Genomic DNA, 16,228 nt, shown 5'->3' with positions numbered 1-16,228 from the left:
TGCGGGGGCGTCGCCGGGCTCAGCCCTGGTCCATTTTCTGCAGGCCTTCCCCGGCCAGGCGCAGGATCAGCGTTTCCAGCATCTGCTCCTCCTCCTCGCTCAGCACGGACATCAGCTTGCGGGTGATCTCGATCACCAGCGGGGCGATGGTCTCGTACACCTCGAAGCCGGCCGCCGACAGCGCCAGCACCGAGCGGCGGCGGTCATCGCCGTGGGTTTCACGCTTGATGAAGCCCCGCTCGAGCAGTCTGGCCACGGCGCGGCTGACGGCCACCTTGTCCATCGCGGTGCGGTCGGATACCTCGCTGGCCGAGGAGCCGGGGTACAGGGCCAGGATGGTGATGACCCGCCATTCCGGGATCGCCAGACCGTAGCGGTCCCCGTACAGCTTGGCGATATTGCCGCTGACCCGGTTGGACAGCACGCTGAGCCGGTACGGCAGGAACTGCTCCAGGTCGAGCAGGGCGTGCGAGGCGCGGATGCTGTGGCTGCTGGGATCGGGTGGGCTCATGCTGCGGTGCACCTTGATGGTGGTTTCATGTGAAACTATAAACCTTAGTTCCGGACACCGCATTCTCGCGGGTCTGCCTTCCGCCCGCACCTGGTTTTTTCCGCTGCGGACCTGCTTTGGAGCCACATCATGACCAGCCAACTGAGCACCGCGTCCTACGCACCCGATCCGGGCATGCAGGTCACCACCTTCGAAAACCCGATGGGCATCGACGGTTTCGAGTTCGTCGAGTTCGCCGCACCGGCCGGTCGCGGCACCGAACTGCACGACTACTTCCGCAAGATGGGCTTCACCGCGGTGCTGCGCCACAAGCGCCGCGCGATCACCGTCTACCGCCAGGGCGACGTCAACTTCCTGGTCAACGAAGAGCCGGACTCGTTCGCTGCCGATTTCGCCGACAAACACGGTCCCTGCGCCTGCGGCTTTGCCATCCGCTTCAAGAAGCCGGGTGACGAGGTGTACCAGATGGCGCTGGGCAACGGTGCCGAGCCGATCGACTTCAAGCCCGAATCCAAGGCCGTGCCGGCCCCGGTGATCAAGGGCATCGGCGACTGCATGCTGTACCTGGTGGATCGCTACGGCGCGGCCGGCAGCATGTTCGATGCCGACTACGCGCCGATCGAAGGCGTCAACCAGCGCCCGACCGGGTTCGGCCTGACCTTCATCGACCACCTCACCCACAACCTGTATTTCGGCAACATGCAGCAGTGGTCGGACTACTACGAGCGCCTGTTCAACTTCCGCGAGATCCGCTACTTCGACATCAAGGGCCTCAAGACCGGCCTGGTGTCCAAGGCGATGACCGCCCCGGACGGCATCGTGCGCATCCCGCTCAACGAATCCTCCGATCCGAAGAGCCAGATCAACGAGTACCTCGACGCCTACAAGGGCGAGGGCATCCAGCACATCGCCTGCTTCACCGACAACATCTACGACACCGTGGAAGCGATGCGCGCCCAGGGCGTGGAGTTCCTCGACACGCCGGACACCTACTTCGACGTGATCGACATGCGCGTGCCGGGGCATGGCGAAGACGTGGCGCGCCTGGCGAAGAACAAGATCCTGATCGACGCCGATCCGGAAACCAAGCAGCGCAAGCTGCTGCAGATCTTCACCACCAACTGCATCGGCCCGATCTTCTTCGAGATCATCCAGCGCAAGGGCAACGAAGGGTTCGGCGAAGGCAACTTCACCGCGCTGTTCGAAAGCATCGAGCGCGACCAGATCAAGCGCGGCGTGCTGTAACGTCACCCGGCATCGGTCCGGCGCGGCGTCCGCAGCGCCGGACCACCTCGTAGCGCCGGGCGCTGCCCGGCTGCTTCAATGCCCCCCATTGCACACCTCCCAGGCTCCGCCAGGACACGCACAGATGAGCACCTCCATCACCGCCCGCGGCTACCAGACCGGCTTTGGCAACGAGTTCGCCACCGAGGCCGTCCCCGGCGCGCTGCCGGTTGGGCGCAATTCGCCGCAGCGGGTTGCGCATGGCCTGTACGCCGAACAGTTGTCGGGCACCGCGTTCACCGCACCGCGCGGCAGCAACCGGCGCAGCTGGCTGTACCGCATCCGCCCGGCAGTGGCGCACGGCGAATTCAGCGCCTACGCCCAGCCGCACCTGCACGGCGATTTCGCCGCCGGGCCGGTGTCGCCCAACCAGCTGCGCTGGGACCCGCTGCCGCTGCCCGGCACCCCCACCGATTTCATCGATGGCCTGTACACCATGGGCGGCAACGGCGCGCCCGATGCGCACCATGGCGTCGGCATCCACCTGTACGCAGCCAACGCCGACATGCAGGGCCGTTACTTCTACAACGCCGACGGCGAGCTGCTGATCGTGCCGCAGCTGGGCCGCCTGCGCCTGCTCACCGAGCTGGGCGTGATCGAAATCGAGCCGCAGCAGGTGGCGGTGATCCCGCGTGGTGTGCGCTTCCGGGTCGAACTGCCGGACGGTGAGGCACGTGGCTACGTCTGCGAAAACTTCGGCGCGCTGCTGAAGCTGCCGGACCTGGGGCCGATCGGCTCCAACGGCCTGGCCAATCCGCGCGATTTCGAAACACCGCAGGCCGCCTTCGAGAACATCGAGGGTAGTTTCGAGCTGATCGCCAAATTTGGCGGGCAGCTGTGGCGTGCCGACATCGACCATTCGCCGCTGGACGTGGTCGCCTGGCATGGCAACTACGCGCCGTACCGCTACGACCTGCGTCGCTTCAACACCATCGGCTCGATCAGCCACGACCATCCGGACCCGTCGATCTTCCTGGTGCTGCATTCGCCCAGCGATACCGCCGGCACCAGCAACATGGACTTCGCCATCTTCCCGCCGCGCTGGCTGGTGGCGCAGGACACGTTCCGCCCGCCGTGGTTCCACCGCAACATCGCCAGCGAGTTCATGGGCCTCATCCACGGTGCCTACGATGCCAAGGCCGAGGGGTTCGTCCCCGGCGGCGCCTCACTGCACAACTGCATGAGTGGCCACGGCCCGGATGCGGCGACCTTCGACAAGGCGTCGGCGGCCGACCTGAGCAAGCCGGACGTGATCAAGGACACCATGGCCTTCATGTTTGAAACGCGTGGCGTGATCCGCCCCACCGCGCAGGCGATGGACGCCGCGCACCGGCAGCGTGGCTACCAGCAGTGCTGGAAGGGGCTGAAGGCGAACTTCGTCCCGTGACGTCGGCGTTGCCGAAGGCCGCGTTGGCGATGTTGTACGCGGCGGGGGCATCGCTGCCGCTGCCGCCCCGTGCGCGTTTCGTGGACGAGCAGATCGACGACCTGGCGCTGCAGGGCGTGAACCTTGCAGCGCCGATCTTCGAGGGGTGCCGGGTGCAGCGGGGAACGTTCACGCACTGCGATTTCTCCGGTGTCCGCTTTTTCCACCGCAACCAGCTGGCCGGCTGCCGCTTCACCCGCGCGGACTTCCGCAACAGCGGGCTCAATGACACCGTGTTTCGCGAGTGCGTCTTCGACCGGTGCGACTTCCGCCAGAGCCGGTTCAATGAGTGCGTGCTCGACCGCTGCACGTTCATCAACTGCCGGATCGTGGACACCGACATGCCCGCGCAGGCCACCACCGGGTGTCGCTTCGAAGGCACGTTGAAGGACGTGAGATTCGTTGCCGCCGGTGCACCGGCCCAGCTGGACGCCGATTTCAGCCGCTGCATCCTGGACGACGTGTCCTTCGAAAACTGCCGGCTGGACCACGTCGTCCCACCGCGTGACCCCCGCCATGCCTACCTGCCGGACGTCGCGGTGCGCGCGCGGCGCGCATTGGATGCGTTGCCGGCCGCGCCGGACGACACGACCACCAAGGTCCTCATGCGCCGTCTTCGCCGTTATGCGCAGATGCAGGGCACCATTCTCAACCTGGACAACCTGCGTTGCGTGGAAGACCCCGCCGTGGCCGCGGCGTTGATTGCCGCGCTCGCGGTGGCGTGATCCAGGGTTCCGGCGACGGGACGCGAACCCTGCTCAGGCCGTGGCGATCGCGGCATGGGCCAACTGCGCGGCGTGCGCGTCCGGCATGGCCTCCACCACGCGCTGCCGCACCCGCTCGGCATACCCGGGCGAGGTCAGGCCGGGCAGCGCCCTCAGGGCGGTGTGCAGCGAGGCGATGACGTCTTCGTCGCTGCGCGCGCGCTGCAAGGCGTGGAACAGCGCGGCGGCCTGCGGGTGGCGCTGCAGTTCGAGGATGCCCAACAGGTAGATGCGCGCGGCCACCAGCGAGCGACGGCGTTCGGCAGGGGCGGGCGCGGCTACGGGTGCCGCGCCGGGCGGCGCCGGCAGCGTGGCCGGTTCCAGCGCTGCGCTGGACACCAGGTACCCGGCCTGGATCAGCTGGATCACCATGGCGGAGGCTTCCGGCCCGATCATGCCGGTGAGCTGGGCCAGGTCGCGCTGGCCGTCGCACAGGATCAGCAGGCGGCGCTGGCGCATGTCCAGCGGCGCGCGGTGGGCCTGCAGGGCGGTGCGGGCGAGGTCGGTCTTGCGCGGTTGCATGGGCGTGGGGTCGATGCGGTGCAGGCCGAGCCTGAACCCGGCAGGTGAAACCGCGATGACAATCACGTTCCTGCATGCAGCCGCTGCACGGCGATCGCGCTAGGCTGCCGGGCACTGACTGGAGGACACGCATATGAAGCAGCTGGGAAGCGTTTTGGCACTGGCTATCGTGCTCGCATTGGGTGGCTGCGCGCGCAGCCCGGAAACCCCGTCGAAGGACGCCGATGCGGCCACGCCGGCACCGACCCCGACCGCGCCTGCTGCCGGCGCTGCGCCAGAACAGGGGGCGGCTGCCGGCTCCGATGCCGCCGCCGCCGCGACCGGTCCGGCCCGGCTCGATGGCTACGGCCCTGTCGCCCTGGGCAGCGCCCTGGAGCAGGTGCAGGCCGCCTGGAAGGAACCGCTGCAGGGCGAGGTTCCGGACGACTACTGCCACGCGCTGCGGCCACAGGGCGCGCAGGCCGATGACGTGGTCTTCATGATCGAAGGCAAGCGACTGGTCCGCTACGACGTGCGCAACGACCGCATCGTCGCACCCGGCGGCGGCAAGGTCGGCATGTCGCTGGGCCAGTTGCAGACGCTGTACCCCGATCGGGGCGACGTCACCGCGCACAAGTACGACGAGAAGGGTCACAACCTGCGGGTGCGCCCGGCCACCGAGGGGGGCGCGCTGATCAACTTCGAGATCGGCGGCGACGGCAATGTCACCGCCTGGCGGGTCGGCCAGACCCCGCAGGTCGACTACGTCGAAGGCTGCTCGTAAGCCAGCGGCGGCGCGTGCCCGGAGCGGGCCGCGCCGCTGCACCCTGCGTCGGCGGTGTCCTCACCCCCCTGCCCGCGCGCTGGCTCTAGAATCGGGCCATTGCTGCCTGGGGATGTGCCGATGATTGCTGCTACCGCGTGGTTCCTGCTGGGATTGCTGCTGCTCGCGCTGGGCGGCGACTCGATCGTCAAGGCGGCCTCGGGCCTGGCCCAGCGCTTCGGCGCCTCGCCATTCGTGGCCGGGCTGCTGCTGGTGGCCTTCGGCACCTCGCTGCCCGAGCTGGTGGTCAACGCCCGCGCGTTCGTGGTCGGGGCCGAAGAACTGGCGCTCGGCAACGCGGTCGGCAGCAACATCGTCAACGTCGGGCTCACCCTGGGCCTGGCCGCGCTGGCGGCCCCGTTGCTGGTCCGCGCCCGCTTGCTGTCACCGCTGCTGGTGCTGCTGGCCGTGGCCAGCCTGGCCCTGATCGTGTTCGGCCTGGATGGCGTGGTGACGCGCTGGGAGGGCGGGCTGCTGCTGCTCGCTTTCGTGGCCGTGCTGGTGTTCCTGCTGCGGCAGGCGCGGCGCGAATCCGAGCCGGTGCGCGAGGCCATCGCCGGCTATGCGATGACCCGCACCGGGCTGTTCCTCAACGTCCTGCGGCTGGTGTTCGCCGCGCTGTGCCTGTATTACGGCGCGCGCTGGATCGTGCAGGCCGCGCCGGTGTTCGGCGCCGGCCTGGGCTGGTCGCCGCTGCTGGTCGGCCTGCTGCCGGTGGCCATCGGCACCGCGCTGCCGGAAGTGGCCGCGGCGATCGCGGCGGCACGGCGTGGGCAGGGCGACATGGTGCTCGGCCACGTGATCGGCTCGAGCCTGTTCAACCTGCTGGTGGTGGTCGGCGGCATGGCCGCGCTGCGACCGCTGGCGGTGCCGGCCTCGTTCGTGCGCCTGGAACTGCCGGCGGCGATCGCGTTCGTGCTGGTGCTGTACCCGATGCTGCGGGGTGACCTCACCATCAGCCGTCGCGAGGGCGGGGTGCTGGTGGTGGCGTTCCTGGCCTGGATCGGGTTGGAGCTGGCGCTGGTCCGGGGCGGCTGAGCGAAGCCGCGCGTAGAGCCGACCGTTGGTCGGCTGCTCCAGGTGCGATGTGAGTGCAGCCGACCAACGGTCGGCTCTACGTGGGTCCTGGCCGGTATCCGATGCCGGTCCGGGATCCACCCGGCTCCCTCATTACGGCGTCTGGTCGACGTCCGGTTGCGGCGGCGGCAACTGTTCTTCCTTGGCGGTCTCATGCCCCGGCAGGCTCGGCCGCTTTTCCATCATCAGCGACAGCGCTGCCTTGGCCATCATGTGCGCGCTGATCGGCGCGGTGATGAACAGGAACACGGTGATCAACAGCTCGCGCGGCTGCGGGTCCTGGCCCAGGAAGATGTGGTAGCAGACCGAGCCGACCAGCACACAGCCCACGCCGAGCGTGCTGGCCTTGGTCGGTGCGTGCAGGCGCTTGAAGAAGGTGGACAGCTTCACCAGGCCGAGCGCGCCGACCAGGATGAAGAAGCAGCCGAACAGCAGCAGGATAGACAGCACGATCTGGATGACGGTGATCATTCGACGATGTCCCGGCGCAGCACGAACTTGCTCAGCACCACGGTACTGCCGAAGCCGAGCATGGCGATGATCAGCGCCGCCTCGAAATACACCGCCGAGTTGAGGTACATGCCGAACAGCATCAGCTCGGCAATGGCGGTGACCGACAGGGTGTCCAGCGCCAGGATGCGGTCGGGCACGGTCGGGCCGCGCAGCAGGCGCCAGGTGGCCAGCAGCATGGCCAGCCCGACCACGTGCATGCACACCACCATGGTGGTCTGGATGAAGGTGTAACCGGTCATGGGAAGATCTCCATCAGCGGGGCTTCGTAACGGCGTTTGATCTGCGCGATCAGCTCGTCCGGGTCGTCCAGGTGCAGCACGTGCACCAGCAGGTAGCGGCGGTCGTCGGACAGGGCCGCCGATACCGTGCCCGGGGTCAGCGTGATCATGCTGGTGAGCGCGGCGATGCCGTGGATGTTGGCGATGTCCAGCGGCAGCCAGATGAAGCCGGGGTGGATGCGACGCTCCGGCCCGAGCACCTGGATGGCCACGCGGATGTTGGATGCCAGGATGTCCCACAGCGTCACGAACAGCAGCTTGGGCACCGGGCGCAGGGAGCCGATGCGGGCGAACTCGCGGTCCAGGCGCGCGGCGAACAGCGGCACCACCAGGCCGAGCAGCATGCCCAGCACGAACTGGCCGACGGTGAAGCTGTCGGACATCAGCAGCCAGAACGCCACCACCATCACGCTCAACGAGGGCGACGGGATCAGGCGCTTGTACAGCGAAGGCGTACGCGTCATGGCTGGCGGATCTCCGGCGGGGTGGCGCGCAGCTCGCCGACATAATCGCCGGGATGCAGCAACTGGTTGGCCATCGCATCGGTGTGCTGCATCAGCGGGCCGGCGAACAGGCTCATGGCGATGCCGTAGCAGAGCAGCAGCGCGGCGGCGAACAGTTCGACGGTGCGGGTCGGTGCCTTGCGTGGCGGCGGTACGCCTTCTTCCTGCACCGGCACGCGCCAGAACAGGCGGATGCCGCCGCGGGTGAGGCCCACGATCACCATCAGGCTGCTGCCCAGCACCACCGTCCAGACCACGGCGGTGTACTGCGCCGGCATCCCGGCCAGCAGCGCGGCCTTGGCCAGGAAGCCGGACAGCGGGGGCAGGCCGGCCACGGCCACCGCCCCGATCAGGAACAGCACGGCGGGCGTCTGCTTGCCAGGCATCGGCGCGATGATTTCCTTCCTGTCGCTGGCCCCGCCGCGGCGGCGGCGGATCAGGTCGGCGATCAGAAACAGCGCGGCGGCCACGAAGGTGCTGTGGGGCAGGTAATACAGCCCCGCCGACAGCACCTGCGGGGTACGCACGGCGAAGGCGATGAACAGCGTCGCCGCCGACACCACCACCAGGTAGGAAATCATCACCCGCAGGCGCGCGGCGGCCAGCACGCCCAGCCCGCCCAGCACCAGGGTGACCACGCCGGCCCACAGCAGCCAGTCGCTGCCGTAGCCGGCCATCGGGCCGGCGCCCTCGCCGAACCACAGCGTGCTCACCCGCAGCACCGCATACAGGCCGACCTTGGTCATGATCGCGAACAACGCGGCCACCGCGGCCGGCGCGCGCGCATAGGCCTCGGGCAGCCACAGGTACAACGGCATCAGCGCCGCCTTGCTGCAGAACACCAGCAGCAACAGGCCCATGGTCGCCTTGACCAGCACCAGGTGCGACGCCGGCACCTCGGCGATGCGCTGGGACAGCTCGGCCATGTTGAGCGACCCCAGCGAGGCATACAGCAGGCCGAGGGCGATCAGGAACAGGGTCGAGGCGGTGACGTTGAACACCACGTAATGCAGGCCGATGCGCATGCGCAGGCCGCGCCCGCCACTGAGCAGCAGGCCGTAGGAGGCGATCAGCATCACCTCGAAGAACACGAACAGGTTGAAGATGTCGCCGGTCAGGAAGGCACCGTTGAGGCCGACCAGCTGGAACTGGAACAGCGCATGGAAGTGCGGCGCGCGCCGGTCCCAGCCCGAGCACGCATGCAGCAGGCACGGGATGGCCAGCAGCAGGGTGGTGACCAGCATCCATGCCGACAGCCGGTCGGCCACCAGCGCGATGCCCAGCCGTGCCGGCCAGTCGCCCAGCAGGTACACCGCGATGCTGCCATCGGCAGTCTGGGCGAACAGCAGGGCCACCGCCGCCGCCAGCGCGGTCAGCGTGGTCCAGGCCACGCTGCGCTGCACCCTGGGGCCATAGCGGCGATGCTCGACGAACAGCGAACAGGCCGCGCCGAACAACGGAATCAGGATCGGCAGGATCACCGCATGGTTCATGCGCCACCCTCCCGGCCCGGCGCGGTATCGGCGGGGGCGTCGTCGGCCTCTTCTTCGTGCGCGTCGACGTGGTCGCTATGGTTGTCGCTGCGGCTGCGCATGGCCAGCACGATGCTCACCGCGGTCATCGCAAAGGCGATCACGATCGCCGTCAGCACCAGCGCCTGCGGCAGCGGGTCGGTGTAGTTGCCCAGGTCGCTGTCGATGCCCTCGCGCAGCACCGGTGCCTTGCCGGTTACCAGGCGCCCACCGGCGAAGATCAGCAGGTTGGTGGCATAGGACAGGAAGGTCATGCCAAGGATGACGTCGAAGGTGCGCGCACGCAGCAGCAGGTAGATGCCGATCGCGCTCAATATGCCGATCGCGCTTGCCAGGGCCAGTTCCATCAGTGCATCTCCCCGGTTTCTGCCGAACGACGGTTGGGATCGATCTCGCCCTTGCGGGCGTTGCGGGTGCGCGAGGGCTTGATCGTGCCCATCATCGACAGGATCAGCATCGCCCCGCCGAACACCACCAGGTACACGCCGGTGTCGAAGCCGATCGCGCTGGCCAGCGGCACCTCGCCGATCAGCGGGATATGCAGGTCCAGGTGGCCGCTGGTCAGGAACGGCACCCCGAACAGCATCGACGCGCTGCCGCTGACGATCGCGATCAGCAGGCCTGCACCGATGCAGCGGATGTAGTCGAAGCCGAACCGCGACTCCACCGAGGTGGTGCCCTGGATGACGTACTGGATCAGCAGCGGCACGGCCAGCACCAGGCCGGCGATGAAGCCGCCACCGGGCGCGTTGTGGCCGCGCAGGAACAGGAAGATCGACACGGTGAGGGTGAGCGGGAACATGATCTGGGCCAGATCGGCCGGCACCGGCAGCTTGATCGGCGGGCCCGGCATGATCTGCTCCGGCGCCATCCGCGAACGCCGCAGCATCGCGTGCACCACCAGCGCGGCGATGCCGAACACGGTGATCTCGCCGAAGGTATCGAAGCCGCGGAAGTCGACCAGGATCACGTTGACCACGTTCTGGCCATAGGCCTCGGGCAACGCACGGGCGACCAGCTCGCCGGCCATCGTATTGGGCGGCAGCGTCATCGCCGTATACGCCAGGGCGGCCAGGCCGCCGCCGCCGATCACCGCGATCAGCGCGTCGCGGCGCTTGCGCCAGCGCGAATGCTCCGGCGGCGACTGGGTGGGCAGGTAGTTCATGCCCAGCAGCATCAACACCAGCGTGACCATCTCCACCAGCAGCTGGGTCAGGGCCAGGTCCGGGGCGGACAGGAAGACGAAGGTAAGCGACACCATCAGCCCCACGCCCCCCATCACCAGCACCGCCAGCAGGCGCTGCCGGTACACGAACAGGGCACTGACCGCGCAGGCCATCATCACCAGCCACAGGGTCCAGCCCAGCAGTGGCAGCGGTTGCGGCGACGGCCAGTTCGGCGACCCCGGGTTGGCCACGAACGGGGCCAGCGCGACGATGATCGCCACCACCACCAAGGCCATCAGCATGCGCTGCAGGCTGCCGTTGGCCAGCGCCTGGGTCAGCCGGTGGGCGAAGCCGAACACCAGGTCCAGCTGCCTGTGGAAGATGTTGCGGCCGATCGCACGGGTCACCACCGCATGCAGGTCGATCAGGCGGCGCAGCCCGAAGTACAGCGCGACGCCGCCCACGACGCCGGCGAGGCTCATCATCAGCGGCATGTTGAAGCCATGCCACACCGACAGGCTGTAGGCCGGCATCGCCGTGCCCAGGATCGAGGATGCGGCGGCGTGCAGCACCGGGGCAATGGTGATCGCCGGCGCCACGCCGACCGCCACGCACACCACCACCAGCACTTCCACCGGCACCTTCATCCAGCGCGGCGGCTCATGCGGTACCCGGTCCAGGTCGTGCGGCCCCTTGCCGAAGAAGGTGTCGTGCACGAAGCGCAGGCTGTAGGCCACGCCGAACACGCCGGCCAGCAGCGCGGCGATGGACATGGCCAGGCGCATGGTTTCCGGGCCGCCGGCGTCCAGCGCCTCGGCGAACAGCATCTCCTTGGACAGGAAGCCGTTGAGCAGCGGGATGCCGGCCATCGCCAGCGAGGCGATGATCGCCAGCGTGCTGGTGAACGGCATCAACCGGCGCAGCCCGCCCAGCTTGCGCATGTCGCGGGTGCCCGTTTCGTGGTCGATGATGCCCGCTGCCATGAACAGCGAGGCCTTGAAGGTGGCGTGGTTGAGGATGTGGAACACGCCGGCCACTACCGCCATCGGCGTGGACAGCCCGAACAGCATCGTGATCAGGCCCAGGTGGGAGATCGTCGAATACGCCAGCAGGCCCTTGAGGTCGTGCTGGAAGATCGCGTTCCAGGCGCCGATCAGCAGGGTGATCGCGCCGATGCCGCTGACCGTGTAGAAAAACAGGTCGGTACCGGCCAGGGCCGGATGCAGGCGCGCCAGCAGGAACACGCCGGCTTTGACCATCGTGGCCGAGTGCAGGTAGGCCGAGACCGGGGTCGGCGCGGCCATCGCCTGCGGCAACCAGAAGTGGAACGGGAACTGCGCGCTCTTGGTGAAGATGCCCGCCAGCACCAGGAACAGCGCGTAGGGGTAGAGCGCACTGGCCCGGATCGTGTCACCCGCGGCCAGCACCGCGTCCAGTTCGAAACTGCCGACGATGCGGCCGATCAGCAGCACGCCGCCGAGCAGGGCCAGGCCACCGCCACCGGTCACCACCAGCGCCATCCGCGCGCCTTCGCGGGCGTCCTGGCGGTGCGACCAGAAGCCGATCAGCAGGAACGAGCTGATGCTGGTCATTTCCCAGAACACCATCAGCAGCAACAGGTTGCCCGACAGCACCATGCCCAGCATGGCGCCCATGAACAGCAGCAGGTAGCAGTAGAAGCGATGGGCGCTGTCGCGCGGGCTGAGGTAGTAGTGCGCGTACATCACCACCAGCGCGCCGATCGCCAGCACCATGCCCGCGAACATCCAGGCCAGGCCGTCCAGGCGCAGCGAGAAGGCCAGCCCGATCTGCGGCAGCCATTGGCCGAAACTGCTTACGACCCTGCCGGCAAGGATCTCGGGGGTCATCGTGGCCAACAACGCCAGCCCGCCCAACGGGGCGGCCGCGGCCAACCAGGCGGCCGTGGAGCGGGAGGTGCGGCGGAATGACGCCACGGCCACCGCCATCAGGAAGGGCAGGGCAAGTAGCAGGAGCAGGCTGGGATTCATGCAGGGAATACGGGATTCGCGAGCAGGTCGTTCAGTCTAACAGGCAGTCAATTGCTGCCGATACACCCGAATACGCCACCAATTGCATGTAACGTGCGTGATTCATTTTTTCAGCCCTCGTATCGCCCCCATTCGAGACCGCATGGGGGCGTATGGAACCGGTTGTGGGACTTTGCCGGATCTGGCCCCTCGGTGTACCCCGAAGCCAGCAACCACGGGGGCTGAACGCCAGCACGAAGATGAACGCCGGATGCATGCGGAGGCCCGGCCACGGCCATGCTGGACGCTCCGGCGTCGCGTGCCGGTGAGCATCCATCTCGTTCAGGAAAAATGACGCGTGTGCCGCCCGGTGGGCGGCACGGCACCCTCAGTAGGGCACGCCCATCCGGCGATACAGCTTGGCCACGACCCAGGCCGGCCCGATCAGCAGGTAGGTCAGGTCGGTGAGGAAACTCGGCTTGCGCCCTTCATGCTTATGGCCGATGAACTGGGCGATCCAGGCCACCACGAACACGCCGATGGCCAGCCAGAACAACTTCTGCAGGCCGATTTCGGCCTCCAGCAGGCGGCACAGGCAGCCGAACACGAACAACAGCACCAGCATGCCGATGCCCAGTGGGCGTGAGAGCTTGTTGTAGAAACACCATGCGGCAAACATGGCAAACCCCGCCCAGATCCCGTTCTGGAACCAGGTGATCAGCGGCGGCAGGCACCACAGCAGCGCCACCACCGACCACAGGATCGCCGGCACCGCCACCACGTGGATGCGCTGGTTGAGCGCATTGCGGTGATCGTCGGAATAACTGGCGAAGTAGCGGTCGATCGGGCGCGCAACGGTGGTGGTGGTCATGTTCCCTCCCAGGAATCGGCACAGCATACCGCCCCAACGGGCAGAGCCGACCGTTGGTCGGCTGCTCCTCGCCCAGACGAGACCCCCCTCGTGCTCCGCCCCAGCGGGTAGAGCCGACCGTTGGTCGGCTGCTCCTCGCTCAGACGCTACCCATCGCGCTGCACGCGATAGGCGACTCACGGCCCCGGCAGTCGACCAACGGGCGACTCTACGCCAGGACCCCCTGCCATCACCGCCGGGGGTGCAGGCGAATCAGTCGACCGAGATCCCGGCCAGACGCTGCAGCGCCTCGGCGTACTTGGCGCGGGTGCGCTCGATGATCTCCGCCGGGATGGACGGGCCCGGGGCGGTCTTGCCCCAGTCCAGCGTCTCCAGGTAGTCGCGCACGAACTGCTTGTCGTAACTCGGCGGGCTGGTGCCCACCTCGTATTCGTCGGCCGGCCAGTAGCGCGAGGAGTCCGGGGTCAGCATCTCGTCCATGATGTACAGGCGGCCGTCGGCATCGGTGCCGAACTCGAACTTGGTGTCGGCCAGCAGGATGCCGCGTTCGCGGGCGTAGTCGGCGGCGAACTTGTAGATGCGCAGGGTGGCATCGCGCACGCGCTCGGCCAGGTCCGCGCCCACCGCCTTGACCATCGCATCGAAATCGATGTTCTCGTCATGGTCGCCCACGGCGGCCTTGGTCGACGGGGTGAAGATCGGCTCGGGCAGCTGCTCGGCCTGGCGCAGGCCATCGGGCAGGTCGATGCCGCTGACCTTGCCGGTGCGCTGGTAGTCCTTCCAGCCGCTGCCGATCAGGTAACCGCGGGCGATCGCCTCCACCGGCACCGGCTTGAGCTTGCGGGTGACCACCGCGCGCTTGGCGTACAGCGCCGGGTCGACGCCGTCGGGCAGCACGCTGGCCACGTCGATGCCGGTCAGGTGGTTGGGCATCAGGTGCGCGGTCTTGGCGAACCAGAAGTTCGAGACCTGGCAGAGCATTTCGCCCTTGCCCGGGATCGGATCGGGCAGCACCACGTCGAAGGCCGACAGACGGTCGGTCGCGACCATCAGCAGGTAGTCCCCCGGCGGAGTGCCGGCGGGCAGCCGGTCGCGCGGAATGTCAAAAACATCACGCACCTTGCCGCGATGGCGCAAGGGCAGGCCGGGGAGATCGGATTGCAACAACGTGGTCGGCACGGGCACTCCTGGGGCTTCGTCATGACAGCTGTCCAGGGGACCCTGAGGGCCCGCACAGACAGCGGGCGGCCTAGTGTAAAGCGGGTTGGGGCCGCTGTGACGTAAAATGGGGCTCCTTTGTTGCCACGGCCGCCCAGACGACCATGCGCTGGTACGGAAAACTGCTCGGATTCATCGCCGGGGCCCTGCTGTTCAGGCCCAATCCGCTGTTCGGTGCCGTGGTCGGCCTGCTGATCGGGCATGCCTTCGACGCCGACTGGTTCCGCCTGAACAAGGAAAACCCTTACCGGGAGCTGGGGCTCACCTCCGAGGCCACCGATGCCGAGGTCGACCTGGCCTACCGCCGGCTGATCTCCCAGTACCACCCCGACAAGGTGGTCGGCGCCGCCCCGGAGCTGCGCCAGCAGGCCGAGCGCAAGTCGCGCCAGCTCAACGCCGCCTACGACCGCATCAAGACCCTGCGCAAGCGCTGAGCGCGCGCGGCCCCCCTTTCCAAGTACTGAAGGCCCCGGCCATGTCCAACTGCATCATCGCCCCCTCCATCCTGTCCGCCGATTTCGCCCGCCTGGGCGAGGAAGTGGACAACGTGCTCGCCGCCGGTGCGGACTGGGTGCACTTCGATGTGATGGACAACCATTACGTGCCCAACCTGACCATCGGCCCGATGGTCTGCCAGGCGCTGCGCAAGCACGGCGTGACCGCGCCGATCGACGTGCACCTGATGGTCGAGCCGGTGGACCGCATCATCCCGGACTTCGCCGAGGCCGGGGCCACCTACATCAGCTTCCACCCCGAGGCCTCCCGCCACGTGCACCGCACCATCCAGCTGATCCGCTCGCTGGGCTGCAAGCCGGGCGTGGTGCTCAACCCGGCCACCCCGGTGGACATCCTGGACTGGGTGCTGGACGACCTGGACCTGGTGCTGATCATGTCGGTCAATCCGGGCTTCGGCGGCCAGGCCTTCATCCCCTCGGCGCTGGACAAGCTGCGTGCGGTCCGCAAGAAGATCGATGCCAGCGGCAAGGACATCCGCCTGGAGATCGACGGCGGCGTGAAGGCCGACAACATCGGCGCGATCGCCGCCGCCGGTGCCGACGCCTTCGTGGCCGGCTCGGCGATCTTCAACGCCAAGACCAGCTACCAGGACGTGATCGCGCAGATGCGCCACAACGTCGCCCAGGCGAGGGCCTGAGCCATGTCGGTGGCCACTGTGAACATCCGCGTGGCCACCGCCGCCGATGCGGCGCTGATCCTGCGCTTCATCCGTGAACTGGCGATCTATGAAAAGGCCGAGTCCTCGGTGCAGACCGACGAGGCCGGCATCCGTGCCAGCCTGTTCGGGCCGGAGGCCAAGGCCCAGGCCCTGATCTGCGAAGCCGACGGCGTAGCCATCGGCTACGCGGTGTATTTCTACAATTACTCCACTTGGCTGGGCCGCAACGGCATCTACCTCGAAGACCTCTACGTCAGCCCGGCCAGCCGCGGCAGCGGGGCAGGCAAGGCGCTGCTGCAGCACATCGCGCGCATCGCCGTGGCCGAAGGCTGCGGCCGCTTCGAGTGGTCGGTGCTGGACTGGAACGAACCGGCGATCCGGTTCTATGAGGCGGCCGGGGCGAAGCCGCAGAGCGAGTGGACGGTTTACCGGATGGACGGTGAGGCCTTGCGGGCCTTCGCCGAAGGCTGAGCACCCGTAGAGCCGACCGTTGCCCGGCTGCGCGCATCGCCGCTCAAAAGAAAGGCCGCACCCTCACGGATGCGGCCCTGGGAATACTCGGAGGCTGATCCTGCCTCCATCCATCGTCCCTGCTATGG

The 16,228-nt window shown here is 67.8% G+C and carries 18 protein-coding genes; 8 read left to right on the top strand and 10 right to left on the bottom strand.

All coding sequences use genetic code 11. The features are described 5' to 3' along the window. Positions 1-19: 19 nt before the first annotated feature. On the bottom strand, positions 20-511 hold the full coding sequence (locus tag AC06FD_RS13855; RefSeq protein WP_259208875.1) for a MarR family winged helix-turn-helix transcriptional regulator: 492 nt from the start codon (positions 509-511) through the stop codon (positions 20-22). 174 nt (positions 512-685) lie between these two features. On the opposite strand from AC06FD_RS13855, the gene hppD reads away from it, so the two are divergent. From hppD to AC06FD_RS13840, 3 genes are all read left to right on the top strand, one after another. Then, positions 686-1,756 (top strand): 4-hydroxyphenylpyruvate dioxygenase, encoded by a 1,071-nt coding sequence (hppD, locus tag AC06FD_RS13850; RefSeq protein ID WP_449335450.1) that lies wholly within the window; start codon positions 686-688, stop codon positions 1,754-1,756. Between the two features lie 124 nt (positions 1,757-1,880). Further along, positions 1,881-3,182 carry a homogentisate 1,2-dioxygenase gene (gene hmgA, locus AC06FD_RS13845; protein WP_478078118.1) on the top strand — a complete coding sequence of 434 codons (1,302 nt, stop codon included), beginning with the start codon at positions 1,881-1,883 and terminating at the stop codon, positions 3,180-3,182. Then, positions 3,179-3,946, top strand: coding sequence for a pentapeptide repeat-containing protein (locus tag AC06FD_RS13840; protein ID WP_478078117.1), 768 nt, complete (start codon positions 3,179-3,181; stop codon positions 3,944-3,946). The genes hmgA and AC06FD_RS13840 overlap by 4 nt, the downstream gene beginning before the upstream one ends. Before the next feature lie 33 nt (positions 3,947-3,979). Here the strand turns inward: AC06FD_RS13840 and AC06FD_RS13835 are convergent, their stop codons facing one another. Continuing rightward, entirely contained in the window at positions 3,980-4,507 is a 528-nt protein-coding gene (locus AC06FD_RS13835) for a hypothetical protein (protein ID WP_478078116.1), read from the bottom strand. Positions 4,508-4,640: 133 nt separating this feature from the next. Between AC06FD_RS13835 and AC06FD_RS13830 the strand changes: the two genes are divergently transcribed. Continuing rightward, entirely contained in the window at positions 4,641-5,270 is a 630-nt protein-coding gene (locus AC06FD_RS13830; RefSeq protein ID WP_478078115.1) for a hypothetical protein, read from the top strand. Between the two features lie 120 nt (positions 5,271-5,390). Beyond that, on the top strand, positions 5,391-6,347 hold the full coding sequence (locus tag AC06FD_RS13825) for a sodium:calcium antiporter (RefSeq protein ID WP_478048307.1): 957 nt from the start codon (positions 5,391-5,393) through the stop codon (positions 6,345-6,347). A 132-nt stretch (positions 6,348-6,479) separates the two neighbouring features. Here AC06FD_RS13825 and AC06FD_RS13820 read toward each other — a convergent pair whose 3' ends face one another. From AC06FD_RS13820 to AC06FD_RS13785, 8 genes are all read right to left on the bottom strand, one after another. Then, on the bottom strand, positions 6,480-6,857 hold the full coding sequence (locus AC06FD_RS13820; protein ID WP_478078114.1) for a Na+/H+ antiporter subunit G: 378 nt from the start codon (positions 6,855-6,857) through the stop codon (positions 6,480-6,482). Beyond that, entirely contained in the window at positions 6,854-7,138 is a 285-nt protein-coding gene (locus tag AC06FD_RS13815; protein ID WP_038685776.1) for a K+/H+ antiporter subunit F, read from the bottom strand. Before AC06FD_RS13815 ends, AC06FD_RS13820 begins: the two co-directional genes overlap by 4 nt. Next, the gene (locus tag AC06FD_RS13810; protein ID WP_259208897.1) at positions 7,135-7,641 is read right to left on the bottom strand and encodes a Na+/H+ antiporter subunit E; all 507 of its coding nucleotides are present in this window, start codon (positions 7,639-7,641) and stop codon (positions 7,135-7,137) included. Before AC06FD_RS13810 ends, AC06FD_RS13815 begins: the two co-directional genes overlap by 4 nt. After that, a complete protein-coding gene (locus AC06FD_RS13805) occupies positions 7,638-9,173 on the bottom strand; it encodes a monovalent cation/H+ antiporter subunit D (RefSeq protein WP_478078113.1) in 1,536 nt (511 codons plus the stop codon). Before AC06FD_RS13805 ends, AC06FD_RS13810 begins: the two co-directional genes overlap by 4 nt. Next, positions 9,170-9,559, bottom strand: coding sequence for a Na+/H+ antiporter subunit C (locus AC06FD_RS13800; protein WP_259208902.1), 390 nt, complete (start codon positions 9,557-9,559; stop codon positions 9,170-9,172). The genes AC06FD_RS13805 and AC06FD_RS13800 overlap by 4 nt, the downstream gene beginning before the upstream one ends. Beyond that, positions 9,559-12,387 carry a monovalent cation/H+ antiporter subunit A gene (locus AC06FD_RS13795; RefSeq protein WP_449335426.1) on the bottom strand — a complete coding sequence of 943 codons (2,829 nt, stop codon included), beginning with the start codon at positions 12,385-12,387 and terminating at the stop codon, positions 9,559-9,561. Before AC06FD_RS13795 ends, AC06FD_RS13800 begins: the two co-directional genes overlap by 1 nt. Positions 12,388-12,754: 367 nt before the next feature. Next, complete coding sequence (locus tag AC06FD_RS13790; protein WP_259208907.1) at positions 12,755-13,237, bottom strand: Mpo1 family 2-hydroxy fatty acid dioxygenase; 483 nt, start codon at positions 13,235-13,237, stop codon at positions 12,755-12,757. 252 nt (positions 13,238-13,489) lie between these two features. Next, the gene (locus AC06FD_RS13785) at positions 13,490-14,416 is read right to left on the bottom strand and encodes a phosphoribosylaminoimidazolesuccinocarboxamide synthase (protein WP_394163994.1); all 927 of its coding nucleotides are present in this window, start codon (positions 14,414-14,416) and stop codon (positions 13,490-13,492) included. Positions 14,417-14,559: 143 nt separating this feature from the next. Here AC06FD_RS13785 and AC06FD_RS13780 point away from each other — a divergent pair, with 143 nt between their 5' ends. The 3 genes from AC06FD_RS13780 to AC06FD_RS13770 are packed head-to-tail and all read left to right on the top strand — an operon-like array spanning position 14,560 to position 16,100. Further along, positions 14,560-14,889 carry a J domain-containing protein gene (locus AC06FD_RS13780; RefSeq protein WP_259208912.1) on the top strand — a complete coding sequence of 110 codons (330 nt, stop codon included), beginning with the start codon at positions 14,560-14,562 and terminating at the stop codon, positions 14,887-14,889. Between the two features lie 41 nt (positions 14,890-14,930). Continuing rightward, entirely contained in the window at positions 14,931-15,608 is a 678-nt protein-coding gene (rpe, locus tag AC06FD_RS13775; RefSeq protein ID WP_449335425.1) for a ribulose-phosphate 3-epimerase, read from the top strand. A gap of 9 nt (positions 15,609-15,617) precedes the next feature. Next, complete coding sequence (locus AC06FD_RS13770; protein ID WP_478078138.1) at positions 15,618-16,100, top strand: N-acetyltransferase family protein; 483 nt, start codon at positions 15,618-15,620, stop codon at positions 16,098-16,100. Positions 16,101-16,228 lie beyond the last annotated feature (128 nt).

The sequence above is a fragment of the Stenotrophomonas sp. Steno-Z1 genome, assembly GCF_056393175.1.
Note: the sequence above shows the minus strand (reverse complement) of the source record. Positions and strands in the feature narration are given on the sequence as shown.

Coding starts and splice junctions, on each gene's coding strand:
- AC06FD_RS13855 (WP_259208875.1), bottom strand. CDS start 511: ATGAGCCCACCCGATCCCAGCAGCCACAGCATCCGCGCCTCGCACGCC.
- hppD (WP_449335450.1), top strand. CDS start 686: ATGCAGGTCACCACCTTCGAAAACCCGATGGGCATCGACGGTTTCGAG.
- hmgA (WP_478078118.1), top strand. CDS start 1,881: ATGAGCACCTCCATCACCGCCCGCGGCTACCAGACCGGCTTTGGCAAC.
- AC06FD_RS13835 (WP_478078116.1), bottom strand. CDS start 4,507: ATGCAACCGCGCAAGACCGACCTCGCCCGCACCGCCCTGCAGGCCCAC.
- AC06FD_RS13830 (WP_478078115.1), top strand. CDS start 4,641: ATGAAGCAGCTGGGAAGCGTTTTGGCACTGGCTATCGTGCTCGCATTG.
- AC06FD_RS13825 (WP_478048307.1), top strand. CDS start 5,391: ATGATTGCTGCTACCGCGTGGTTCCTGCTGGGATTGCTGCTGCTCGCG.
- AC06FD_RS13820 (WP_478078114.1), bottom strand. CDS start 6,857: ATGATCACCGTCATCCAGATCGTGCTGTCTATCCTGCTGCTGTTCGGC.
- AC06FD_RS13815 (WP_038685776.1), bottom strand. CDS start 7,138: ATGACCGGTTACACCTTCATCCAGACCACCATGGTGGTGTGCATGCAC.
- AC06FD_RS13810 (WP_259208897.1), bottom strand. CDS start 7,641: ATGACGCGTACGCCTTCGCTGTACAAGCGCCTGATCCCGTCGCCCTCG.
- AC06FD_RS13805 (WP_478078113.1), bottom strand. CDS start 9,173: ATGAACCATGCGGTGATCCTGCCGATCCTGATTCCGTTGTTCGGCGCG.
- AC06FD_RS13800 (WP_259208902.1), bottom strand. CDS start 9,559: ATGGAACTGGCCCTGGCAAGCGCGATCGGCATATTGAGCGCGATCGGC.
- AC06FD_RS13795 (WP_449335426.1), bottom strand. CDS start 12,387: ATGAATCCCAGCCTGCTCCTGCTACTTGCCCTGCCCTTCCTGATGGCG.
- AC06FD_RS13790 (WP_259208907.1), bottom strand. CDS start 13,237: ATGACCACCACCACCGTTGCGCGCCCGATCGACCGCTACTTCGCCAGT.
- AC06FD_RS13780 (WP_259208912.1), top strand. CDS start 14,560: ATGCGCTGGTACGGAAAACTGCTCGGATTCATCGCCGGGGCCCTGCTG.
- rpe (WP_449335425.1), top strand. CDS start 14,931: ATGTCCAACTGCATCATCGCCCCCTCCATCCTGTCCGCCGATTTCGCC.